Origin of the sequence: Polynucleobacter sp. MWH-Adler-W8 (genome assembly GCF_001889925.1) — a bacterium.
In the GTDB taxonomy this organism is placed as follows: Bacteria; Pseudomonadota; Gammaproteobacteria; order Burkholderiales; family Burkholderiaceae; genus Polynucleobacter.
In genome coordinates this window covers 199,831-223,836 of sequence record NZ_LZFI01000005.1, presented here as the reverse complement: position 1 = coordinate 223,836, position 24,006 = coordinate 199,831, and the positions used below count along the sequence as shown (strand labels likewise).

At 46.6% G+C, this 24,006-nt stretch carries 22 protein-coding genes; 18 read left to right on the top strand and 4 right to left on the bottom strand.

The window, feature by feature from the left end; all coding sequences use genetic code 11:
* Positions 1-41 precede the first annotated feature (41 nt).
* The 3 genes from apaG (at position 42) to AOC28_RS07855 (ending at position 2,480) form a co-directional block, all read left to right on the top strand.
* A complete protein-coding gene (apaG, locus tag AOC28_RS07865; protein WP_072583449.1) occupies positions 42-416 on the top strand; it encodes a Co2+/Mg2+ efflux protein ApaG in 375 nt (124 codons plus the stop codon).
* 130 nt (positions 417-546) lie between these two features.
* Positions 547-1,677 carry an MltA domain-containing protein gene (locus tag AOC28_RS07860; RefSeq protein WP_072583408.1) on the top strand — a complete coding sequence of 377 codons (1,131 nt, stop codon included), beginning with the start codon at positions 547-549 and terminating at the stop codon, positions 1,675-1,677.
* 26 nt (positions 1,678-1,703) lie between these two features.
* Entirely contained in the window at positions 1,704-2,480 is a 777-nt protein-coding gene (locus AOC28_RS07855; RefSeq protein ID WP_072583407.1) for an enoyl-CoA hydratase, read from the top strand.
* Positions 2,481-2,511: 31 nt separating this feature from the next.
* Here AOC28_RS07855 and AOC28_RS07850 read toward each other — a convergent pair whose 3' ends face one another.
* Genes AOC28_RS07850 through bioA form a run of 4 tightly spaced genes read right to left on the bottom strand, consistent with a single transcriptional unit; the run spans position 2,512 to position 7,058 of the window.
* Positions 2,512-3,708 (bottom strand): M20 aminoacylase family protein, encoded by a 1,197-nt coding sequence (locus tag AOC28_RS07850; protein WP_072583406.1) that lies wholly within the window; start codon positions 3,706-3,708, stop codon positions 2,512-2,514.
* A 56-nt stretch (positions 3,709-3,764) separates the two neighbouring features.
* Positions 3,765-4,484, bottom strand: a complete 720-nt coding sequence (gene bioD / locus AOC28_RS07845) for a dethiobiotin synthase (RefSeq protein ID WP_072583405.1) — start codon at positions 4,482-4,484, stop codon at positions 3,765-3,767.
* Positions 4,477-5,715, bottom strand: coding sequence for an 8-amino-7-oxononanoate synthase (gene bioF, locus AOC28_RS07840; protein ID WP_072583404.1), 1,239 nt, complete (start codon positions 5,713-5,715; stop codon positions 4,477-4,479). Before bioF ends, bioD begins: the two co-directional genes overlap by 8 nt.
* Entirely contained in the window at positions 5,712-7,058 is a 1,347-nt protein-coding gene (bioA, locus tag AOC28_RS07835) for an adenosylmethionine--8-amino-7-oxononanoate transaminase (protein WP_072583403.1), read from the bottom strand. Before bioA ends, bioF begins: the two co-directional genes overlap by 4 nt.
* A gap of 89 nt (positions 7,059-7,147) precedes the next feature.
* Here bioA and bioB point away from each other — a divergent pair, with 89 nt between their 5' ends.
* From bioB to AOC28_RS07760, 15 genes are all read left to right on the top strand, one after another.
* On the top strand, positions 7,148-8,197 hold the full coding sequence (gene bioB, locus AOC28_RS07830) for a biotin synthase BioB (protein WP_072583402.1): 1,050 nt from the start codon (positions 7,148-7,150) through the stop codon (positions 8,195-8,197).
* 12 nt (positions 8,198-8,209) lie between these two features.
* On the top strand, positions 8,210-8,839 hold the full coding sequence (gene coq7, locus AOC28_RS07825; RefSeq protein WP_072583401.1) for a 2-polyprenyl-3-methyl-6-methoxy-1,4-benzoquinone monooxygenase: 630 nt from the start codon (positions 8,210-8,212) through the stop codon (positions 8,837-8,839).
* Positions 8,840-9,155: 316 nt separating this feature from the next.
* Positions 9,156-9,584 (top strand): division/cell wall cluster transcriptional repressor MraZ, encoded by a 429-nt coding sequence (mraZ, locus tag AOC28_RS07820; protein ID WP_068320686.1) that lies wholly within the window; start codon positions 9,156-9,158, stop codon positions 9,582-9,584.
* Positions 9,585-9,596: 12 nt separating this feature from the next.
* Complete coding sequence (gene rsmH, locus AOC28_RS07815) at positions 9,597-10,547, top strand: 16S rRNA (cytosine(1402)-N(4))-methyltransferase RsmH (protein ID WP_072583400.1); 951 nt, start codon at positions 9,597-9,599, stop codon at positions 10,545-10,547.
* A complete protein-coding gene (ftsL, locus tag AOC28_RS07810; RefSeq protein ID WP_072583399.1) occupies positions 10,544-10,810 on the top strand; it encodes a cell division protein FtsL in 267 nt (88 codons plus the stop codon). Before rsmH ends, ftsL begins: the two co-directional genes overlap by 4 nt.
* Positions 10,807-12,579 carry a penicillin-binding protein 2 gene (locus AOC28_RS07805; protein ID WP_072583398.1) on the top strand — a complete coding sequence of 591 codons (1,773 nt, stop codon included), beginning with the start codon at positions 10,807-10,809 and terminating at the stop codon, positions 12,577-12,579. The genes ftsL and AOC28_RS07805 overlap by 4 nt, the downstream gene beginning before the upstream one ends.
* On the top strand, positions 12,576-14,126 hold the full coding sequence (locus tag AOC28_RS07800; RefSeq protein WP_072583397.1) for a UDP-N-acetylmuramoyl-L-alanyl-D-glutamate--2,6-diaminopimelate ligase: 1,551 nt from the start codon (positions 12,576-12,578) through the stop codon (positions 14,124-14,126). The genes AOC28_RS07805 and AOC28_RS07800 overlap by 4 nt, the downstream gene beginning before the upstream one ends.
* Positions 14,126-15,574 carry a UDP-N-acetylmuramoyl-tripeptide--D-alanyl-D-alanine ligase gene (murF, locus tag AOC28_RS07795; RefSeq protein ID WP_072583396.1) on the top strand — a complete coding sequence of 483 codons (1,449 nt, stop codon included), beginning with the start codon at positions 14,126-14,128 and terminating at the stop codon, positions 15,572-15,574. The genes AOC28_RS07800 and murF overlap by 1 nt, the downstream gene beginning before the upstream one ends.
* Positions 15,565-16,734: a phospho-N-acetylmuramoyl-pentapeptide-transferase gene (gene mraY / locus AOC28_RS07790; RefSeq protein ID WP_072583395.1), complete on the top strand. Its 1,170-nt coding sequence runs from the start codon at positions 15,565-15,567 to the stop codon at positions 16,732-16,734. Before murF ends, mraY begins: the two co-directional genes overlap by 10 nt.
* Positions 16,735-16,786: 52 nt before the next feature.
* Complete coding sequence (murD, locus tag AOC28_RS07785; RefSeq protein ID WP_072583448.1) at positions 16,787-18,370, top strand: UDP-N-acetylmuramoyl-L-alanine--D-glutamate ligase; 1,584 nt, start codon at positions 16,787-16,789, stop codon at positions 18,368-18,370.
* The gene (gene ftsW, locus AOC28_RS07780) at positions 18,367-19,638 is read left to right on the top strand and encodes a putative lipid II flippase FtsW (protein WP_072583394.1); all 1,272 of its coding nucleotides are present in this window, start codon (positions 18,367-18,369) and stop codon (positions 19,636-19,638) included. Before murD ends, ftsW begins: the two co-directional genes overlap by 4 nt.
* Positions 19,635-20,708 (top strand): undecaprenyldiphospho-muramoylpentapeptide beta-N-acetylglucosaminyltransferase, encoded by a 1,074-nt coding sequence (gene murG / locus AOC28_RS07775; protein WP_072583393.1) that lies wholly within the window; start codon positions 19,635-19,637, stop codon positions 20,706-20,708. Before ftsW ends, murG begins: the two co-directional genes overlap by 4 nt.
* The gene (gene murC / locus AOC28_RS07770) at positions 20,705-22,141 is read left to right on the top strand and encodes a UDP-N-acetylmuramate--L-alanine ligase (RefSeq protein WP_072583392.1); all 1,437 of its coding nucleotides are present in this window, start codon (positions 20,705-20,707) and stop codon (positions 22,139-22,141) included. The genes murG and murC overlap by 4 nt, the downstream gene beginning before the upstream one ends.
* Positions 22,134-23,147: a D-alanine--D-alanine ligase gene (locus AOC28_RS07765; protein WP_072583391.1), complete on the top strand. Its 1,014-nt coding sequence runs from the start codon at positions 22,134-22,136 to the stop codon at positions 23,145-23,147. Before murC ends, AOC28_RS07765 begins: the two co-directional genes overlap by 8 nt.
* On the top strand, positions 23,144-24,001 hold the full coding sequence (locus tag AOC28_RS07760) for a cell division protein FtsQ/DivIB (RefSeq protein ID WP_072583390.1): 858 nt from the start codon (positions 23,144-23,146) through the stop codon (positions 23,999-24,001). Before AOC28_RS07765 ends, AOC28_RS07760 begins: the two co-directional genes overlap by 4 nt.
* Positions 24,002-24,006 lie beyond the last annotated feature (5 nt).

Here is a 24,006-nt window from a genome sequence, read left to right as displayed (position 1 = left end):
TCTAGCTTGCAGTTGGCCTTAGGATGGAGCAGAATTCGTCCATGAATCCCCACGAAATGAGCATTACGGTCAAAGCCCAGTACCTTCCTGAGCAATCTGACCCCGATAACCGCCAATTTGCCTTTGCTTATACGGTAACTATCCGCAATACGGGGACTGCCAGTATTCAGGTAATTGCCCGCCATTGGTTCATTACAGACGGGGATAACGATGTCCAGGAGGTCAGAGGTCTGGGCGTTGTTGGGCAGCAACCGCTATTACGCTCTGGAGAGCACTTTGAGTACACCAGCTGGGCAACCTTGCCCACTCCGGCCGGAACAATGCGTGGGGAGTATTTTTGTGTCACTGAGGATGCCCAGTTCTTTCAGGCCCCTATCCCAGAGTTTGCCCTGGTGATGCCACGTACTCTGCATTAACGTAGGGTGGTGAGAATGTTATTTTTTGCCCTTGCCTGTCCAAAGAACAATAAATAACAAAAGTCCTAAGGCAACAGCGCCTTCGAAAGCAAACAGTAGCATTGGGTATTCATCGAGTAAATTGGCAATCATGATTTCTAAATTTAAATTAGTTCCGTTAAGTGTATTCGCTATCCTCATAACTAGCTTGATTGTTGGATGTTCTACGCCTCCCACTCGGGGGGCGGGATATCGCTCTAGTGGTTCTGGCACTTCGCCATCAAGCTATAGCTCCTCGATTGCAAGCTTTAGTGCTGTCTCTTGGCAAGCCTTGCCTGGATGGCAGGAAGACGACTTGTCTCAGGCTTGGCCTGCTTGGTTAAAAAGTTGCGATGCTTTGCGTAAGAAAAGTGCTGATGTGAACTGGCGCTCAGTGTGTGCCCAGGCCGCCAATGTATCAAGCCGTGACACGCAGGCTATTCGTAAATATTTTGAAAATAATTTTCAAGCTTATGAAATTCGCAATAGCTCCGGTAGTGACACGGGCTTGATCACGGGTTATTACGAACCAGTAATGAATGGCTCACAAACTCGTACGAGTGCTTATAACGTGCCGCTCTACGGCTACCCTAATGCTTGGCGCAAATCTAAGCCCAACCCAGGCCCAAGCCGTGCCGAGCTAATGAGTTCTGGTGTGTTGCAGGGCTCTGAAATTGCTTGGGTGCAGGATCCAGTAGCAGCAGCGTTCATGCAAATTCAAGGTTCTGGAAAAATTCGTCTTGATGATGGACGCATCCTGCGTCTGGGTTTTGCGGGCACCAATGATCAGCCTTTTAAATCCTTTGCTCAGTGGTTGTTAGATCGCAAAGAAATCACACGTAGTGAAGCGACGATGCAAGGCATTTCACAATGGGCTAAAAGAAATCCCGGCCAAGTAAATGAAATGCTGAACGCCAATCCCCGTTTTGTTTTCTTTAAAGAGTTACCTGGCAATCTCTCTGCTGATTTAGGCCCAAATGGCGCCCTCGGTGTTCCGCTCACAGCTGAGCGCAGTATTGCAGTAGATTTACAAGCCTTGCCACTGGGCGCGCCTGTCTTTTTAGCAGCCACCAAACCATTAAGTAGTCAGCCTTTGCAAAAGCTGGTGATGGCACAGGATACGGGTAAAGCAATTGTGGGTGGCGTCAGAGCCGACTACTATTGGGGATCCGGAGATGCTGCTGGAGAGATGGCAGGTCGTATGAAACAAAATGGCAGGATGTGGTTGTTGTTGCCACGTTAATTAATACTTTTCACCGAAAGAAATTCATGAGCTACAAAACTATTTTGACTGAAGTGGATGGTAAGGTTGCCACCATTACTTTGAATCGCCCTGAAGTGTTAAATGCCTTGAACGATCAGCTCATGGAAGAGCTTGGTGCTGCATTAATGGCATTTGACGCGGATGACAATATTGGTTGCATGATCGTTACTGGCATTGAAAAGGCATTTGCTGCTGGAGCGGATATTGCTTCAATGGCCAAGTACGGTTTAAAAGATGTTTATCGCGGTGACTTTATTACCCGTAACTGGGAAGAGATCAAAAAAGTACGTAAGCCTGTAATCGCTGCTGTCTCTGGCTATGCCCTTGGTGGTGGCTGTGAGTTGGCCATGATGTGCGACACGATCATGGCGGCGGATAATGCTAAGTTTGCTCAGCCCGAAGTAAAGCTAGGCATTATCCCAGGCGCTGGCGGTACACAGCGCTTACCTCGCGCGGTATCCAAAGCAAAAGCGATGGATCTAGCTTTGACGGGCCGCATGATGGATGCCGCTGAAGCTGAGCGCTCCGGTTTGGTTGCAAGGATCTTCCCACAAGCAGATTTGCTGAAAGAAGTTAAAGCAATTGCCAAAGGAATTGCAGATATGCCTTTGTTAACTGCAATGATGGTGAAGGAAAGTATCAACACTGCTTATGAAACTACCTTGTCTGAAGGTATTCATTTTGAGCGCCGCCTCTTTCATGCTTGCTTTGGAACGAGTGATCAAAAAGAAGGCATGGCTGCGTTCATGGAAAAGCGCCCAGCTAAATTTACCAATTCTTAATTCAATAGCTGAAGAGAAAGTTTGAAAGAACTCAGTTTTTTTCTAGGAAGCGTTGAGCTAGTTTGACCCAATAGCTCACGCCGATTGGAATCAAGGAGTCATTGAAGTCGTAAGAGGGATTGTGTAAGTGGCATGGACCCATGCCATGACCTACTGAGCGATGATCGCCGTCCCCATTACCTAAGAATACGTAACAGCCCGGCTTCTCTAGCAACATAAACGCAAAGTCTTCCGCGCCCATTGTGGGATCGATTGAAGCATTGACATTCTGCTTGCCAACCAATTCACTCATGACTTCGGTTGCAAATTCCACTTCGTTGGCATGATTAATAAGAGGCGGGTAATTTCTAGAAAACGTAATTTCTGCTTGGCAATCAAACGCCCCTGCAACGCTATGAGCGATTTCTCGTAGACGTTGCTCAATGAGATCCAGGACATCTAAGGTGAATGTGCGGACCGTGCCGCCGATGAAAGCATTATCCGGAATGACATTGCTCGTTTCACCCGCATGAAATTGCGTGATGGATAAAACTGCGGCGTCCACAGGACGTTTATTGCGTGTAATGATGCTTTGTAATGCAAGCACTACTTGGGCGCCAGTAAATACTGGATCTGCACTATTGTGGGGTAAAGCGGCATGACCGCCTTTACCGGTAATGGTAATTTCGAAAGTATTGCTTGAGGCCATCATTGGGCCAGAGGTAACACCAAAGTGACCTTCCGCCAGGCCAGGCCAGTTATGCAGGCCAAATACTGCATCACATGGAAACTCTTTGAAAAGTCCATCCTTAATCATTTCATTCGCACCAGCGCCACCTTCTTCTGCTGGCTGGAAAATAAAAATCACCGTGCCTTTGAAGTCGCGGTGATTTGATAAATATTGCGCCGCTCCAAGTAGCATTGCTGTGTGACCATCATGTCCACAAGCATGCATTTTTCCGGGGTTTGTTGATGCATGAGCAAAGTTGTTGTGCTCCTGCAATGGAAGCGCATCCATATCAGCGCGCAAACCAATCATTTTTCCGGGGCCTAAGTCACCATCTAAACGACCTACGACACCTGTTTTTCCCATGCCGCGGTAGACGGCAATTCCCCAGCTAGAAAGCGCTTCCGCAACTAGATCGGCAGTGCGATTTTCTTCGAAACGCAATTCAGGATGCGCATGAATATTGCGTCGAATTTCTTGAATGGCTTCCGCGGAGTCAATAATTTCTGGGGATAAATGCATCCCTTCATCTTATCCGAAAGTCTTTGGATATGCCTTTTGGGCTAAATTACCGCAAATTAATTGTCGGGTAATTGAATGTGCTTTGCAGCAAAACCCAAGGCTTCAATTGAATATGGGCTGTTATCGGCTTTTTGGAGTTCTTTTGGAAGCTCTGGAATGAGGCCCAAAAATGGGGTATCTATTCTGGCTTGTAGAGTCTGAATATTTTCTTCAAGCAGAGGCATTTCTGTGGATAGGGTATTCGCTACCCATCCCGCAATATTTAAGTTACGCGCTTTGATTGCCTCACAAGTTAGGAGGGCGTGATTAATGCAGCCTAATTTCATGCCCACCACCAGGATGATGGGTAATTTAATTTCTTGAGCGAACATCGCTAAATCTTCCTGATCATTGAGAGGGACGATTAAGCCGCCAGCACCTTCAACTACAACGCAATCTGCTTGATTTTGAATGTTCTGAAAACCCTGCAAGATCACACTCATTTCAAGTTTTAGACCTTGATGTGCCGCTACTAAATGTGGGGCAGCAGGCCGATCTAATACATAAGGACACAAACTTAACTCCTTGGAGCTGAGCTTTGAGGCGATGCGCAGCGTCTCTAAATCTTCATTCAGAGTGTGGCCTTGTGCATCTTGATAAGTTCCAGCAACAACCGGTTTAAAACCAATCGCATTGATTCCCTGTTCGCGCAATTTCAGAATGAGAGCACCGCTCACCAACGTTTTTCCAACCTCGGTGTCTGTGCCAGTGACAAAAAGGCCCGTGGACTTACTCATGAGAACCCTTTTGAATGACTGCTTGCTCAATGGCTTTCAAAGCACCAATGAGCTGACGCAAATCTGATTCGCTATGGTTTGCAGAGAATGTAATGCGTAATCTTGCGCTACCATTGGGTACGGTAGGAGGGCGAATGGCTGGAATCCAATAGCCAGCATCATCAAGTAACTTAGCGGCGAGCAGAGCATTGGCATTACTGCCCAAAATGACGGGCTGAATGGCGGTACAAGAAGACACCTTTTCCCATTGAGAAAATTGCATTTCATCTTGCCAGATGCGAATCAGTTTATTGAGTTGAGTGCGGCGCTTGCTGCCCTCGTCCCCTTCAATGATTTTCAAGCTCTTTGAGAGTGTATGCGCTATCGCAGGTGGCGTTGCGGTGCTGTAAATGAAAGGGCGACCCTTTTGAATGAGCCACTCAATAAAAGTGGCTTGTGCACAAACAAAGGCGCCGCTGACGCCTGCAGCTTTTCCAAGAGTGCCAATATAAATTAGGCGATCAGAGCAGATCTTTTCCTGCTCCAAAATGCCATGACCTTGTTTGCCCAATACTCCGAAACCATGAGCATCATCCACAAGCAATAGTGCATCGTATTGCTCAGCAAGCTTTAATAATTCTTTTGCTGGAGCGAGGTCACCATCCATACTAAAGACGCCATCAGCAACAATAATCTTTAGTGGATGTTGATCTGTTTTCAGTAATTCATTTAATGAGTCAAGATGCGTATGTTCAAACAGCACGACATTTGCTTGAGTCTGAGCAGCCGCTAAACGAATGCCATCAATTAAAGAGGCATGATTGAGCTTTGCAGAATAAATGCTGGTGGATTTTTGTGGCGCAAGTCTCGCTAGACCTGTGATGGCGGTAAGGTTGGCGAGATAGCCGGTACTAAAAAATAGGGCGCGCGCATTCGGAATGTGTTGCTTTTGAAAAGAGGCCAATTGGTTTTCAAGCAGCTCATGAGCCCTGCTGTGGCCGCTAATGAGATGGGAGGCGCCACTGCCTACCCCATACTTCTGAGCGCCTTCAGTAAGCGCTTGAATTAACGCAGGATGGTTTGCTAGTCCTAAATAGTCATTGCTACAAAATGCTTTGAGCTCGCGTCCATCAACTAAAGCTTTGGTATCGCATGGAGATTCTGTTGCTCTGAGTTTGCGTTTGAGTAATTGCGACTCAAGATCTGCAATCTGCTCTTGCGCCAACTTTAAGGCTTGATATGCGCTCGTCATGCCAGGGTTTTCTCAAGGGCAGCTTGCACGGCATGACCTAGTTGAATGGTTTCTGCTGCAGACAAAATATACGGTGGCATGACGTAGATAGTATTGCCGATTGGTCTAATCAATACACCTTCGCTTAAACAGTTTGAGAACATCGTTCGCGCAAACATCTTAGGCTTTTTCAGAAACTCATTTTTAATATCGAATGCCAAGATCATTCCTTGCTGGCGCCAATGCTCAATGCGGGAATCCGTTTTTGCCCACGCAAATGCATTTGCTAAATCCTTTGAGCGCTCAATATTTTTTTCTAATACTTTGTCAGTTTCGAAAATCTCTAAACAAGCCAGTGCGGCAGCACACGCTAGTGGGTTACCGGTATAAGAATGAGAATGTAAAAACCCTTGCTGGATTTGATCGCCATAAAAAGCTTGATATATCTGGTCTGTCGTAAGGCAGAGTGACAGTGGAAGATAGCCGCCGCTAATTCCTTTGGACAGGGTTAAGAAGTCTGGCCAGATACCAGCATGCTCACAGGCAAAGAACTTGCCACTCCGCCCACAGCCCACCGCAATCTCATCTGCAATCAGATGTACTTCGTAGCGATCACATAAATCCCTGACTAAACGTAGATACTCGGAAGAGTGCATGGCCATTTGCCCTGCGCACTGCACCAAAGGCTCGACAATAATGGCAGCAATATTGCCATGTTTTTTTACAAATAATTCTTCGAGTTGTTTTGCTGCATATCTTGCTACATCTTCTGCGCTCTCACCAGCTTTTGCTTTGCGTGCATCAGGTGATGTAATGGTAAAGACATCTTGCAATAACGATCCATAGGCGTCCCGAAAAATAGCAACATCCGTTACTGCTAATGCACCAAGTGTTTCCCCGTGATAACCATTTTCCAAGCAAACAAATTTCTTCTTTTGTGGTTTGCCGTTGAGTTGCCAGTAGTGGTGACTCATCTTGAGCGCTATTTCTACTGCAGACGCACCATCGGAGGCATAAAAGACATGGCCTAAATGGTGATTGGTGAGTGCAGACAGTTTTTCAGATAGCTCTACTACGGGCGCATGCGTAAATCCGGCGAGCATTACATGCTCAATTTTTTCGAGTTGCGTGGTAATGGCTTGATTGATGCGTGGGTTGGAGTGGCCAAATAAATTGGTCCACCAAGAACTAATGGAGTCGAGTAAGGCTTTTCCGTTTTCGTCATAGAGCCAGGCACCCTTACCTTTTGTAATGGCAACCAGTGGAAAGGACTCATGCTGTTTCATCTGCGTGCATGGATGCCAGACGGCTGCAAGGCTGCGATTAACGAGGGGGGCTTGATTTAAATCAGAAATAACCTTCATGTTTGATATTTGACCACTAGTTTTTCCAAATTCAGGCCTGTATCTGTTATGTTTATGCCTTGAATCCCCTCATTTTCTGGAATTTACCCATGCAGGACACTCAAACCGTTGAAAAACCCTTAACCCAATTCAAATCTAAAGCGGATTTGCATCAGGGCGTAAGCGCAGGGGGAGAGGCAACTGGCGAGTGGTCAGTGGCTCAAATTCAAGCCTTATTTGCACTTCCTTTGAATGAATTGATGTTGAAGGCTCAAGAGACTCATAAAGCCTATTTCCCAGAGGGTGATGTTGAATTAGCCACTTTGTTGTCAATTAAGACGGGCGGTTGTCCTGAGGATTGTGGTTATTGCCCTCAAGCTGCTCGTTATGACACCGACGTTAAGGCTGAGAAGTTAATGGGCTTAGAAGAGGTCTTAGAGGCTGCCAAAGCTGCTAAAGCCGCCGGTTCTAACCGTTTCTGTATGGGTGCCGCATGGCGCGAACCCAAAGACCGCGATATTGAAAAAGTGACTGCCATGATCAAGGGCGTAAAAGCCTTGGGTCTGGAGACCTGCGCCACCTTAGGCATGCTGGAGGCGGATCAAGCCCAGGCACTGCAAGAGGCTGGCCTAGACTTTTATAACCATAACTTAGATACCAGCGAAGATTTCTACCGTTCTGTGATCTCAACCAGAGGCTACCAAGACCGTTTGGATACGATTTCCAATGTCCGCGCCGCTGGCATGTCGGTTTGTTGTGGCGGTATTGTCGGCATGGGCGAGTCTAGACAGCAGCGCGCCGCATTTTTGGCTCGCTTAGCCAATTTGAGCCCCTACCCAGAATCCGTTCCTATCAATCATCTAGTGCCAGTAGCCGGTACGCCCTTAGCTGAGCAAAAGCCTTTGGACCCACTGGAGTTTGTGAGAACGATTGCGGTTGCTAGGATCACGATGCCTAAAGCCCGCGTACGTTTATCTGCCGGTCGTCAGGAGCTTGGCAGGGCAGTTCAGGCCATGTGCTTTATGGCGGGAGCTAACTCTATTTTCTATGGTGAGCAACTACTTACTACCGGTAATCCCGAGGCAGAACAAGACCGTGAGCTCTTGGCAGAGTTGGGGTTAAAAACTAAACAAAGCTGTAAAGCAGAGGTTTTGGTTTAGTTTTCCACGCGGATGTCTCCAATAGATCGCCTCATTCTGGAGTTTGATACCGCCCTTCGGTCGGTGGTCGGAGGTGCTCATGCCCATAGACCGACTCCAGGATCTGATTTTCGAGGTAATTCCGGTTTGGATACTGTCGAGCGCAAACATGCAGCAGGACTCATGCGAGTCAATCATGTGGGTGAAGTTTGTGCACAAGCGCTGTATCAATCGCAAAAATTAGTTGCTCGAAATCCTGAAATTCAGGAGATGTTAGATCACTCTGGGCAAGAAGAAATGGATCATCTGGCATGGTGTGAAAATCGTCTTCAAGAGCTCGGGTCACACACTAGTTATCTCAATCCACTTTGGTATGCGGGATCCTTTGCAATTGGCTTGGCAGCAGGCTTAGCGGGCGATAAGTGGAGTTTAGGTTTTGTTGCTGAAACAGAAAAACAAGTCGAGAATCACTTGGAAAGTCATCTCGAAAAATTGCCAAAAGAAGATCAACGATCTCGTGCAATTGTGGATCAAATGCGCATTGATGAAATTGCTCACGGACAAGCTGCAAAAAATGCTGGCGGTGCAAATTTGCCAGAACCCATTCAAAAAATAATGCAGGCGATGTCTAAGATAATGACCACCACTGCTTACAAAATTTAATACGGAAATAGGTTTTAATTCTCAAAACTCATCTCTGATTAATTTTTGAGATATTTTTTTACGTATTACTGTTTTTAAATACAGTATATTTAGGCATTATCTAGTGCAATAGCTAAGATCTATTCTTAAGTATATTTTCCAAGCCATTGTTTCAAGTAGCTATTTTATTATCACCATTTTCTCAACACATGACGCTAAGTGTTTGTAAACACTAGAGAAATTCCTAAAAAAACTCCTAAAAACACTCCTAAAAACACTTGACCCTATTAGTGCGATCCTCTAAAGTGGGAGGAAGTGTGAAAAAGTGGGGTAAATGGTGTTTCAAGGTGCGTCAGCTCTCAATTTAGATGCAAAAGGTCGCATGTCTGTGCCGGCTAAGCATCGTGACGCCTTGTTGGTACAAGGCGAGGGCCGCATCACGCTCACAAAACACCCCGATGGCTGCTTGCTTCTCTTTCCCAGGCCTGAGTGGGAAACCTTCAGAGCAAGAGTTGCGCAACTTCCGATGGATGCCCATTGGTGGCGCCGTATTTTTTTAGGTAACGCAGCAGAAATGGACTTGGATAGTGCCGGTCGCGTACTGGTAAGTCCAGAGTTGCGTGCTGCAGCTGGCATTGAAAAAGAAGTGATATTGCTTGGGATGGGAAGTCACTTGGAATTGTGGGATGCGGCTACATACGCTGCAAAAGAACAGGCTGCGATTGCGCAAGGCATGCCTGAAGCACTTAAGCAATTTAATTTTTGATGACAGGGTGCCATGAACATAACTCATCGCCCAGTGTTACTGGCCGAGGCGGTGACGGCGCTAGTTGGCGGTCCGCTGATTCAAAATCAAAGTGCAGCAAACAAAATTTTGGTAATCGATGGAACCTTCGGGCGCGGCGGTCATACACAAGCCTTGCTCAAGGAGTTGAATCCTTCGGCGCGAATGATTTCTTTCGACAAAGATTTGGATGCGATTGCAGTGGCGCAAAAAATCAACGATCCACGTTTAAAAATTGTGCACGACAGTTTTGCGCAGATGGACCAGTACGCGGAAGCGGAATCGGTCGATGGAATTTTGTTGGATTTGGGGATCAGTTCACCCCAAGTGGACGAAGCGCATCGGGGATTTTCATTTCGTCGAGAAGGTCCGCTCGATATGCGCATGAATACCGACCATGGTTTAACTGCAGCAGAGTGGTTGGAGCAGGCCCCACCGGAGGAAATCACTCACGTGATTAAGACTTACGGAGAAGAGCGCTTTGCATTTCAGATCGCAAAAGCCATTGTGGCTAAGCGAGAAGAAGGGCTTTCCCCCAAAACAACTACTCAGTTGGCAAGTCTAGTTGCGGGCGTAGTGCGTACGCGCGAGGCTGGTCAAGATCCCGCAACAAGAACCTTCCAGGCATTGCGTATTTTTATTAATCGAGAGTTAGAAGATTTAGAGCTTGGTTTAAAGGCGGCTTTGAAATTATTAAAGCCCGGCGCAAGACTTGCAGTGATTAGTTTTCATTCGTTAGAAGACCGCATCGTGAAGCAGTTTATGCAAGCGCATGCAAAAGTCGAAGTGCCCCGCGGGTTACCGGTACGCGAAAAAGACTTGCCACAAAGCGCCCTAGAAATTATTGGTCGAGTTAAGCCAAGCGATGCTGAGGTATCTGAGAATCCTCGTGCCCGCTCTGCAATCATGCGTGTGGCTGAAAAGCGCATGGGAGTATCCGCATGAATCGCGCTACCTTGACTCTGCTCGCATTGCTATTGATTTGCGCCCTATCGCTGGTTGCGGCTCAGCAACGTGCGCGAAAATTATTCATCCTTCAAGAGCGCGCGCAGATAGAAGAGCGTAAGTTAAACCAAGACTGGTTGCGCTTAGAGTATGAGCAGCGGAATTTATCGAAGTCTGCACGTATTCGCGACGTCGCTCGCAATCAATTACATATGTCTCCGATTTCTCCTGAGCGCACCTTGTATCTTAAGGAGGCGAAATGAGACCGGTTGGCTTCTCTACTACGCCAAATTTAGTTTTACGCCTGCCAATGTGGCGGTCGCGTTTGATGCTATTCCTTTTGTTCTTTGTATTCATGATGTTGCTGCTACGAGCATTTTGGATTCAGGGTCCAGGAAATGCGTTCTATGAAGCTAAAGGTGTGCGTGGTACTCAGCGCGAATTAGAGCTACCCGCTAGTCGCGGAAAAATTTTGGATCGTAACGGCCAAGTGATTGCAACGAGCTTGGAAGCCAAGTCGGTGATTGCCTATAACGATACCGTTCCAGATGATTTAGCCGCAGACAAAGTGCAGAAATTGGCAAGTCTTTTGCAAATGAGCGAATCTGATCTGCGCAAAAAGTTGAAAGAAGAGCGTAAGCAGGTTTTCTTAAAGCGTCAAGTTGATCCAGTTGTAGCGCAGCAAATTAAACAGCTAGAGATCCCTGGCATTGGTTTAAATAATGAATATCGTCGCTTCTACCCAGAAGGTGAGGCGATGGCGCACGTGGTTGGCTTTACAAATGTGAATGATCTTGGCCAAGAAGGAATAGAGTATTCAAGAGAAGAGCAGCTAGCTGGTCACACTGGGCAACGTCGTGTGGTCGTTGATCGGCTGGGGCGTGTAGTTGAGGAAGTGGGCATTGATCGCTTGCCTCAAAACGGTAAGGATTTGCAGTTATCAGTTGACAGTAAGATTCAATATATTGCCTATAACGCAGTAAAGAGTGCGGTCGAGGAACATCACGCAAAAGCAGGCAGTGCTGTTGTGATTGATACTCAGTCTGGCGAAATCTTAGCTCTTGCAAATTACCCAAGCTACAACCCAAATGACCGCAGATATCTCACGGGAGAGCAACTGCGCAATCGGGCATTGACAGATATGTTTGAGCCTGGTTCTACGATTAAGCCATTTACAGTTTCAGCTGCTTTAGAGAAGGGTGCAATCACACCCACCACGAACATGGTAATTGGTGCGAGTTATTTAGTTGGCAAAAAGCCAATTACTGACACACATCCCAACGGCAATTTAACTATAGCGCAAGTGATTCAAAAATCCAGCAATATTGGCGCCGCCAAGATTGCAATGAATTACCTCACGCCTGAAGAGATGTGGGATATGTATAGCGCCGTTGGCTTTGGCCAGACTCCAAAAATTGGGTTTCGTGGCGCAGTGGCTGGCACTCTTCATCCTTATTCAAAATGGGTGGCAAGCGATCAAGCGCGCATTGCATTTGGATACGGCTTATCAGGTTCATTATTTCAAGTGGCTCGCGCTTATACGATCTTTGCCCGTGATGGGGAGTTGGTGCCCATCACGATTGAGCGCAGCCCCGAATTTAAGCCTGGAACCAGAGTGATCTCAGCCAAAACTGCAACTGAAATGCGTCAAATGTTGGAGACGGTCACTCAGCCTGGTGGAACGGCTGTCAAAGCTCAGGCGGATGGATATCGCGTAGGTGGTAAAACGGGCACTGCACACAAGATTGTAGGAAAAGGTTATGGAAATAAATACTTAGCGTATTTTGCTGGTATCGCGCCTATTAGTGAGCCACGTATCTCGGTGGCGGTTATGATCGATGAGCCTACTGGGGGGAGCTACTACGGAGGTGATGTTGCAGCACCCGTATTCTCGACAATTGTTGGGGAGACGCTGCGTTCATTAAACGTCTTGCCAGACAACAAAGTTAAGCAAATGGTGTTGGAAGATAAAGCCCCAGAAGAAATTCGGCCAGCAGCTGCACACGCTCAACATGTGGTTTTGAAGCGATGAGGGTGGATTTGAAAATAGACACCAATCATTTGATTTACCACTTACATACTTTAGCGAACTTCTCCGCAAAAGTATGTGCGGATAGTCGCCAGATTCAGTCTGGCGATATCTTTTTTGCCTACCCTGTAGGTCATGGCAATGCTTTGCGTGATGGTCGTCAATTTATTGAGGCGGCATTAGAGAGTGGTGCAGCCGCTGTGGTCTTCGATCCAGCGGGTACGGGTAAGCAATATTTAGATCATCCACAATGTTTTGCTGTTGAACATCTTGCTACAAAAGCGGGTGAGCTATGTGCGCAATGGTATGGCCATCCGAGTAAAGCATTAAAAATCATTGGTGTTACTGGCACTAATGGCAAAACTAGCATCACACAATGGTTGGCTCAGGCTTTAGATACAAGTAGTCATCGCACTGCAGTTTTGGGCACCCTAGGTACTGGGTTCCCTAGTGCATTGGTTCAAACTGGCTACACCACTCCAGATGCACCTAAATTACAAACGCAGCTAGCAGAGTTACGTAGCGCTGAAGCAAAACAAGTGGCGATGGAAGTATCTTCGCATGCTTTGCATCAAGCGAGAATCGCTGGAACAGATATTCACTGTGCAGTCTTTACGAATCTGACGCAGGATCATTTGGATTACCACGGCAGCATGGCTGATTACGCCGAGGCAAAGGCTAAGTTATTTCAGCAAACCGGCCTTGAGCACGCAGTGATTAACTTGGATGATGCTTTTGGTCGTGAGCTTGCCATGAACTTGTTGGCAAAAGAGGGCTTGAAGGTCTGGGCATATGCATTGTCTCAATCCGCGTTCCAAGGATTTGAAAAATTTGGTGATCGTTTATTCCGTATCTATGCAAAAGATATCCTACTGAGTGGAGCGGGTTACAACGCAAGCTTCATTTTTAATGGAGTGGGAAGTGCTCAATTGCATATTCCTTTGCTAGGTGAGTTTAATTTAAGTAACGCGCTTGCGGTGTGGACGGTATTACTTTCACAGGGTATGAGCTTGGAAGTAGCCGCTCAAAAAGTGAGCCAATTAAATCCAGTGATTGGCCGTATGGAGTTAATTCCTTTGGGTAAATCTCAAAAGAAAGAGGGCTTGTTAGCAGTTGTGGATTACGCGCATACCCCAGATGCTTTGGAGAAAACCTTACAAGCATTACGTCCTATTGCTGAGCAGCGCGGTGGAAAAATTTGGTGTGTCTTTGGTTGTGGCGGTGATCGTGATGCTGGTAAGCGTTCGCTAATGGGTGCTGTTGCAGAGCGCAATGCCGACCATATTCTAATTACAAGCGACAACCCTCGTTCTGAAAATCCACAAGCCATTATGGAGATGGTGCGCGGTGGTATTAGCAAGGATGCACAGAACGTTCAAGTTATAGCCGATCGTGCATCTGCCATCATGGCAGCAATTCGTCATGCGGATGCTTGCGATATTGTCTTGGTTGCTGGCAAGGGTCATGAAACTACTCAAGAAACTAATGGTAAGAAATTTGATTTTTCTGATCAAGAGCATATTCGCTTAGCCGCTGGAGGTGGAGCCTGATGTCTATCATGACCACCCTTGCACAAGTACAGGCAATGTTGCCTGGAAGTAAATTGCTAAATACATCTGTACAGAGTTCCCAGGAAATCTCTGTTTCTCGAGTGGGTACTGACAGTCGCCAGATCGATCGCAATGAATTATTTGTCGCTTTAGTTGGTGAGCGCTTTGATGCACATGACTTTTTATCCGATGTGACTAAGGCAGGCGCCAGTGCTGCCTTAGTTAGTTCGCAAGATAAATGCCCGCCGGACTTACCTGCTATTTGCGTTTCAAACACGCGTATTGGTTTAGGAAATTTAGCAAAAGCATGGCGGGCTAATCACCCCATTCCTTTGGCATTGGTTACTGGCAGCAATGGTAAGACTACCGTTAAAGAGATGATTGCTTCAATTTTTAAAGCCGCAGTGGGCGAACAAAATACTTTGGTTACCAAGGGAAATCTGAATAACGATATTGGTTTGCCACTGACACTGTTGAAATTGCGCACAACGGATCGCCTTGCCGTGGTTGAGCTTGGTATGAATCATCCTGGTGAAACAGCGCAGTTAGCTGCGATTGCGCAAGCAAATATCGCATTAATTAATAATGCCCAGCGCGAGCATCAAGAGTTCATGGCCACAGTAGCGGCGGTAGCAGAAGAGCATTCAGATGCTATTCGTGCTTTACCAACTGATGGTATTGCTGTATTCCCAGCAGACTCAGAATTTTCAAATGTTTGGCGCCAGGCTGCTGCTGGTCGAAAAGTCATTGATTTTGTTTTGTTGTCTGCTCAGTCTAAGGTTTCGGCTGCTGTGACCGGAAGTTTGCTAAGCAATGGGCATGTACAGATTAAAACTGAACAAGGGGCTACCGAAGTTCAATTAAATACATTGGGTAGTCACAATGTTCGCAATGCCTTGGCTGCGAGTGCGGTTGGTATCGCAGCAGGTATAAGTCTTGAAAAGATTAAGCAGGGTCTTGAATCATTCTCACCAGTAAATGGGCGTATGCAGGCAAAAGTGATTGATTCAAATCACACCTTAATTGACGATAGCTATAACGCTAACCCGGATTCCGTAAGAGCTGCCATCGATGCTTTAAAGCAATCGGGTAATTTATCTTGGTTGATTTTGGGTGATATGGGTGAGGTTGGCAATCAGGGCCCCGAGTTTCATCGTGAAGTTGGTGCCTATGCTGCTGAACAAGGAATCTCAAAACTATTTGCTTTGGGGGAGCAATGCCAATTTGCTCTTCAGGGATTTAACGAGGTTGTTGGTAATAGTGCGACTGTATCTAGTGCAACTCATTTTGCTGATATGGATAGTCTCATTATGCAATTAAGAGATGCTTTGCATGCCCAGTCTAGCGGCAGCAATCAGCACTTAAATATTTTGGTTAAAGGTTCACGGTTTATGCGCATGGAGCGTGTAGTGCAGGCCTTGTTAGAGGAGGCTAAAACATGCTCTTAATGTTGGCGCAATGGTTGCAAGATGATTTCGGATTCTTCCGGGTATTTAACTACATCACTTTTAGAGCGGTGATGGCAACGGTTACTGCATTATTGATTGGTTTAGCTGCGGGACCTTGGGTGATTCGTAAATTAAGCGCCCTGAAAATGGGACAAGCAGTCCGCACTGATGGGCCACAAACCCATTTAGTGAAATCAGGCACCCCAACTATGGGTGGTGTTTTGATTTTGATCGGTATCTTTATCTCATGCATGTTGTGGGCCGATCTCAGCAATCGATTTATTTGGATTGTGATGATTGTGACTTTTGGTTTTGGTTTAGTTGGCTGGGTAGATGACTATCGCAAAGTAGTCTACAAAGATCCTAAAGGAATGGCTTCAAGAGAGAAGTTCTTCTGGCAAACACTAATTGGTTTATTTGCCGCTATCTATCTTGCATTCTCCGTTTCTGAAGTAAATAACCTAAAAGTATTGCAATTATTTTATGAATGGTTAAGAAGTGGATTTGCTTTAGATCTGCCTGCAAAAACCAACTTGCTGTTGCCCTTTATGAAAGAAGTGAGCTATCCATTGGGTGTGATGGGCTTCATTATTTTGAGTTACTTAGTAATCGTAGGCAGTAGTAATGCAGTGAACTTAACCGATGGTCTAGATGGCCTTGTCATCATGCCAGTGATCTTGGTAGGGGCTGCTTTGGGTGCTTTTGCTTATGTGATGGGTAATGCGATTTATGCAAAGTATCTCCTCTTCCCTTACATACCAGGCGCTGGTGAACTCATGATTTTCTGTGGAGCTATGGGCGGTGCTGGCTTAGCCTTCCTTTGGTTTAACACACACCCAGCACAAGTATTTATGGGTGATGTGGGCGCGCTCGCTTTGGGCGGAGCCCTTGGCACTATCGCTGTGATTGTTCGTCAAGAAATCGTGTTGTTTGTGATGGGCGGCATCTTTGTTGCTGAGACTGTTTCGGTAATGATGCAAGTATTTTGGTTCAAGCTCACTAAAAAGCATTTTGGAGAGGGTCGTCGCATTTTCCGGATGGCGCCATTGCATCACCATTTTGAATTGGGTGGTTGGAAGGAGACGCAAGTGGTTGTGCGTTTCTGGATTATTACCATCCTCCTAGTCTTAATTGGCTTATCTAGCTTGAAGTTACGGTGAACCAAAAGTAAATATGTTGATTTTAGAAAATACCTTTGCAAATGCAGCCTTCATGAGTGATGAAGGTTACCAAGCTCCGAACCGATTCCTTATCTTGGGATTGGGTGAGTCTGGAGTAGCTATGGCGAAGTGGTGCCTGCGAAATGGTGCCGAAGTCCGCTTAGCGGATACGCGTGAGCAATCCTCTTTTACTGTGCGTCAAAATACTTGGCTGGAAGAGCTTCGGATTGCTGGCCTCAAGGATCTTTGTTTTGGCCCCCTGGATGAAGGCTTACTTAAGAATATTGACGTGATTGGCATTAGCCCGGGACTTTCTCCGGTGCAAGACCCAACCTATGCTTTCTTGGTTAAGGCTGAGCAGGCTGAAATCGATGTGTGGAGTGAGATTGAATTTTTTGCCCGCGCAATTTCTGCATTAAGTCGTATGGCGCAAGCGCAAGAGTTGAGTTACGCAGCTGCAGTATTGGCTGTCACTGGTACTAACGGCAAAACAACTACCACCGCATTAACTGGGCAACTCTGTGAGCGTGCAGGCAAGAAAGTTGCTGTTGCAGGAAATATTAGTCCTGCAGCATTAGACAAGCTCATGAGCTGCTTGGATATTGCCGATCAAATCGTAGATATGCCGGATGTTTGGGTCTTGGAGCTATCTAGTTTTCAGTTGGTCTATACCCATACTTTGAATGCTACGGCAGCAACAGTGTTGAATATTACTCAAGACCATTTAGATTGGCATGGCGACATGCAAGCATATGTACAAGCTAAGTCACGGATATTTGGTATTGATACAGTTTGTATTCTGAATCGTGATGATTCTCTTGTAATGGGGCTGCTGTCTGAAGAGCAAAAAGCAGAGAGAGCCATTGTGACCTTTGGCTCAAATCGCCCAGATGAGCAAGGCGCTTTTGGAATTGAGCATGACTTACGCGCGGGCGGAATAGATTGGCTGGTATGGGCTGAAGTAGATGAGGATGTTGAGCCCAAGCCTAAGCGTCGTCGTAAATCTGCAGTAGTTGAAGAAGAGGAGCCGTTGCGCCTCAAGCGCCTTATTCCAGCTGACGCCTTAAGAATACGTGGCCGACATAATGCATTAAATGCGCTTGCAGCCCTGGCCTTAGCACGTGCTGCTAATTTACCTATGAATGCGCTGTTACATGGCTTGCGTGATTACCATGGTGAGCCACATCGTGTGCAAAGTATTGCGATTGTTAAAGATGTTCAATATGTAGATGACAGCAAGGGCACTAATGTAGGTGCGACTGTCGCCGCATTGAATGGCTTGGGTAGCAACGAGTCTGGCAAGCGAATTTGGTTGATTGCTGGTGGCGATGGCAAAGGCCAGGATTTCAGTCCGCTACGTGAACCCGCGTTACGTTTTGTGAAGGGCGCATTCCTAATCGGTAAAGATGGCGCTGCAATTGGCGAAGCTCTTGGCTCAGAAATTCAAAGTACAAATTGTGGCGATTTAATTTCTGCAGTTCAGGCTGCTGCCTCAAAAGCTGTATCAGGAGACTTGGTATTACTCTCACCAGCCTGTGCAAGCTTAGATCAGTTCCATGATTATGTTGAGCGTGCTCAAGTATTTGCTGCAGAGGTTGAAGAGCTAGGCATGCGCTTTGAAGGAGTCCAGGTATGAGCTTAAAAGAAAAATTCTTTCCTGAAAATCGACTTGGCCTAAATCGCTTCTGGAATTTTTCAAGGGGTGGAATCGATAACTTCCGCACTGGATTGCGAGATGCTGTTTCAGGTGTAGAGCAAACCCGTTCGCGCATGATGGAATATGACCAGTTACTTGTGTGGGCGGTCTTATCCTTGACCTTGATTGGCTTAGTCATGGTGTACTCGGCTTCCATTACTTTGGCCGATGGACCGAAGTATGCAAATTACAGTAGTAACTTCTTTCTCATTCGTCACGTGATTTCTTTGGTGATTGCGATTGGTGTCGGTATCTGGGCTTTTAAGATACCTACTAAAGTATGGGATCGTTATTCACCAGTCATTTTTGGGTTTACCGTTTTATTACTGATCGCCGTTCTAATTCCTGGTGTAGGCAAGGGTGTGAATGGTGCGAAGCGTTGGATTCCTCTGGGCTTGATGAATTTTCAGCCATCTGAGTTGATGAAATTTGCTGCTGTGATATTTGCAGCAAGTTATACCGTTCAACGCCAGGAGTATCTCCATTCCTTTGTGAAGGGCATGCTACCGATGGGTATTGCAGTTGCTCTGGTAGGTGGTCTGTTGATGGCTGAGCCAGATATGGGTGCATTCGTAGTAGTTGCCTTGATTGCATTTGGCATCCTCTTTTTGGGCGGTATTAATGCCAAGTTATTTGGCGGTTTGATTCTGGTTGGGTTGATGAGTGGTGCAACGATGATTGCGCTTTCCCCATTCCGTCGGGGACGCATGTTGGCCTTTATGGATCCATGGCAAGTAGATAACGCCGCCAATAAAGGCTATCAGTTAACCCATTCATTAATGGCATTTGGTCGTGGCGAATGGTTTGGTACAGGACTTGGCGGTAGCGTAGAAAAACTGCACTACTTACCAGAAGCGCATACCGATTTCATCATGGCTGTGATTGGCGAAGAGTTAGGATTTGTTGGTGTGGTGGTGGTGATCTTCTTGTTTTATTGGATCGTGCGTCGCGCCTTCTTAATTGGCCGCACTGCTTTGCAGTTGGATCGTAGCTTTGCAGGACTTGCAGCTAAGGGCGTTGCCATTTGGATTGGTTGGCAGGCTTTCATCAATATGGGTGTGAACCTTGGGTTGTTACCAACCAAAGGCCTTACTTTGCCATTGGTAAGTTATGGCGGCTCTGGAATTTTGATGAATGCTGTCGCTGTAGCAATGTTGTTGCGAATTGATTTTGAAAACCGCATCCTCATGCGTGGAGGGAAGCTTTGACTAAACCCTCAATCTTGGTGATGGCTGGTGGCACTGGTGGACATATCTTTCCAGGCCTCGCTGTCGCTGAATATTTGCGGATTTGCGGTTGGAACGTCTCTTGGTTAGGTAATAAAGCTGGCATGGAGTATCGCCTCGTGAAGTCTTGCAACTTTCCATTTGAGGCGGTCGAGTTCGGCGGCCTGCGTGGCAAGGGATTAAAAGCAAAGTTGATGTTGCCCATGAATCTCATGCGTGCTTGCTATCAAAGCTGGAAGATTATGCGTCGCCTAAAACCGAATGTTGTTTTAGGAATGGGCGGTTACATTACTTTCCCTGGTGGTTTGGTATCTAAATTATTGAAGCGCCCATTGGTTCTGCATGAATCTAATTCGGTAGCTGGAAGTGCCAATCGTGCGCTGAGCAAAATTGCTATGCGGACCTTAACTGGGTTTCCAGATACGATGGCGCACGCAGAGTGGGTGGGCAATCCTATTCGCGAAGAGTTTGATCATATGTTGGCACCTGCGGATCGATATGAAGGGCGCCAAGGGCCTTTATCTATCTTGGTCGTAGGTGGTAGCTTGGGTGCTGCTGCCCTTAATGAAAATATTCCGGCTGCTCTGGCATTAATTCCAGTGGAGTCACGTCCCAAAGTCGTTCATCAGGCGGGTGATAGGCATTTGGCTGACCTGCAGAAGCGATATGCTGACTTAGGTGTAACAGCAGATATTCGTCCTTTTATTGATGATATGCCCGCTGCATATGCACAAGCCGATTTGGTGATTTGTCGTTCAGGCGCCATGACAGTTTCTGAAATAGCAGCTTGTGGCGTTGCCTCTTGTCTTATTCCTTTCCCATTTGCAATTGATGATCATCAAACTGCGAATGCGCAATTTTTATCAAATGCCAGCGCAGCGGTTTTATTGCCGCAGCCATTACTAAACCCGCAAGATTTAGCAATGATGATTCAGAACTTTAATCGCACAGAATTAAAAGAGATGGCATTACGTGCGCATGCTTTAGCAAAACCACACGCTACCCAGCGTGTAGCTGAGGTATGCGCAGATTGTGCGGGAGTAGGAATATGAAGCATATCGTTCAGCAAATTCACTTCGTCGGTATCGGTGGTGCTGGCATGAGCGGCATCGCTGAAGTACTGTTGAACTTGGGTTACCAAGTTTCAGGGTCAGACTTAGCGGATGGCGCAGTCACTAAACGCCTTAGAGATTTGGGCGCAGTCATTCATATTGGGCATGACCCTAAAAATATTGGTACGGCAGAGGCGGTAGTGATTTCTACTGCTGTTGCAGGCAATAATCCAGAGGTTTTGGCTGCACGCGCGGCGAAGGTACCAGTGATTCAGCGCGCAGTCATGTTGGGTGAGTTGATGCGCCTGAAACAGGGCATTGCAATTGCTGGCACACACGGCAAAACAACTACTACCAGCTTGGTTGCATCCGTTTTAGCTGAAGGTGGTCTAGATCCCACATTTGTGATTGGCGGCAAACTCAATTCCGCAGGCGCCAATGCGCGCTTAGGTCAGGGAGATTTTATTGTGGTCGAGGCAGATGAATCAGATGCCTCTTTCTTGCAATTATTTCCGGCCATGGAAGTGGTAACCAATATTGATGCTGATCATATGGACACCTATCAGCACGATATGGCTCGATTGAAGCAGGCATTTGTTCAGTTCATTCAGCGCATGCCTTTTTATGGTGTGGCAGTGCTTTGTATTGATGATGCTAATGTGCGCGACATCATTCCATTCGTATCTCAGCCCGTACTTCGCTACGGTTTGTCGGAGGATGCAGATATTCGCGCAAGCAATGTTCGCGCTGATGGTACTCAAATGCACTTCAGGGTTGATCGCCGCACTGTGCGCAGGCATGGCAATAAGCCGGGCCCATTAAATATCACCTTGAATTTACCGGGCTTACATAACGTTCGCAACGCTTTAGCTGCTATTGGCATAGCAACAGAGTTGGGTGTGGGTGATGAAGCAATTATGAAAGCACTGTTTGACTTTAGTGGTGTTGGTCGTCGCTTCCAGCGTTATGGAGAGATTCCCTTGGTAGGTGGTGGTAGCTTTACCTTGATCGATGATTATGGCCATCACCCAGTAGAAATGGCTGCAACCTTAGCTGCAGCAAGAGGTGCCTTCCCAGATCGTCGCTTGGTATTGGCATTCCAGCCGCACCGCTTCACTAGAACGCGTGATTGCTTTGGCGAGTTTGTTCAAGTTCTCAAAAATTTTGATGCTTTAGTGCTGACCGATGTGTATCCAGCGGGCGAAGCAAAAATTCCGGGGGCTGACAGCAAGAGTTTGATGAAGGCCGCTATCACTGAAGACAAAAATTCTAAAGCCTTATTAGATTCGAGCGCAGTTGCTTATGCTGCAAATGTTGCGGAGATGTCAGAAAAGTTAAGTCAAGTTCTAAAAGATGGAGATGTCTTAATTACGATGGGTGCGGGATCAATTTCTGCTTTGCCACATACGTTGTCGGAGGCGAAGCATGTCTAAGGTAGGTGCTAATTTGATTTCCTGGGGTGATCGCGTTAAGTCCAGCTTGGCTGGCCTAGATCTTAAGTCTTTAGGCCGTGTTGGTGTTTTGCTGGGCGGTAAATCAGGCGAACGGGAGATTTCTCTTATGTCAGGCAATGGCGTATTAGAAGCTTTGCGCGTAAAAGGGGTTGATGCCCATGCTTTTGATACGGGTTTGCGTTGCCCTACCGAAATAGCAAAAGAAAACTTCGATCGTGTATTCATTTCCTTGCATGGCCGCTTTGGTGAAGACGGAACCATCCAAGGATTGCTGGAGTTGTTAGGGTTACCTTATACAGGTAGTGGTGTTTTGGCCTCTGCTCTAGCAATCGACAAAATTGTCACCAAGCAAGTCTGGATTAGTAATGGACTTGCCACTCCTGAGTATGAAGAGCTTACAGCTGATAGCGACTGGAATGCAGTTGTGAAATATCTGGGCTTGCCTTTGATTGTGAAACCTGCGCATGAGGGATCCTCTTTAGGCTTAACAAAAGTGAAGTCAGTAGACGAGTTGCCAGCTGCATACAAGCTTGCTGCTGGGTTGGATAAAAAAGTGATTGCAGAGACTTGCATTATTGGCGATGAGTTAACTTGTCCGCTAGTTGGTCAAGGCAAGACGGCTGAAGCTTTACCAGTGATCAAAATTATTCCACCGCAAGCAAATTACGATTTTCATAATAAATATTTCTCTAATGAAACTCAGTACTTATGCCCTACTGGGCTTGCACCTGAGGTGAATGCCGCTGTTCAGGAGTTGGCCTTAGCGGCATATAAAGCCTTGGGTTGTCGTACATGGGGTCGCGCTGATGTGATGTTAGATCAAAAGACCGGCAAACCTTACTTGTTGGAAATGAATACTTCTCCTGGTATGACTTCCCACTCTTTGGTGCCAATGGCCGCCAAAGCTGCTGGTATTGAGTATGCCGATCTAGTGCTTTGGTTGCTTAGTCAAACGTTGCAGCAAAAAGAAGGTGCAGCTGCATGAGTAACTTCATGGACCGCTTCGGTGAAATTTTCTCTATGTTGATGTCTCCGCTTTGGAATCATGCGGAGCGCATGGAGAAGCTGAGTCGTTTCCTGCTGCGTTGCTTTGTGGTGATGCTCGTCATTGGTATTTTGGTTTGGTTAAGTCAGCGACCAGTGTTCGCTTTGAAGCAGATCCAGATTGAACCAGTTGCTGGCCAAACCTTGAAACACATTAACAAGCCTATTGTTAAGCAACAAGTTTTAGAAACAGTACAGGGTAATTTCTTCAGCGTTCGCTTAGAAGATGTGAAGCGAGGCTTTGAAAGTATGCCTTGGGTGCGACATGCCAATGTCCGTCGTGTATGGCCAAATGGTCTGGTGGTGAGTATTGAAGAGCAGAAGCCTTTTGGTACCTGGGGAGGCGCTGAGAGTCACGCGCTAATGAATACCCATGGCGAGCTCTTTACTGGACGCGTTTCTGAGGTGGGTGAGGATGTACGTTTAGTCGACTTCTCTGGCCCTGAAGATGCAGGTAAAGAGGTAATGAGTCTTTATGAAAAAGCCAACAATTGGTTTAAGCCATGGGGCGCAGAAGTCACTAGCCTTGCTCTGACTGAACGTTACGCATGGCATGTCAAGCTCTCAAACGGAATGAAAGTAGAGTTTGGCCGCGATGAGGAAAGCTCGGATAAAAATTTAACGGAAGAACGTGTGGCGCGTTTATTTAAATATTGGCCACAAGTACAAGAGAAATGGGCGAATCGAGTAGATGCAGTCGATTTGCGATATGCAAATGGTTTTGCGGTTCATCTTGCTTCTGCAGGTTTGAAAAAGAATGAAGTAGATGGCAAAAAAAGTGAGCTGAAGCAATGAGGAAT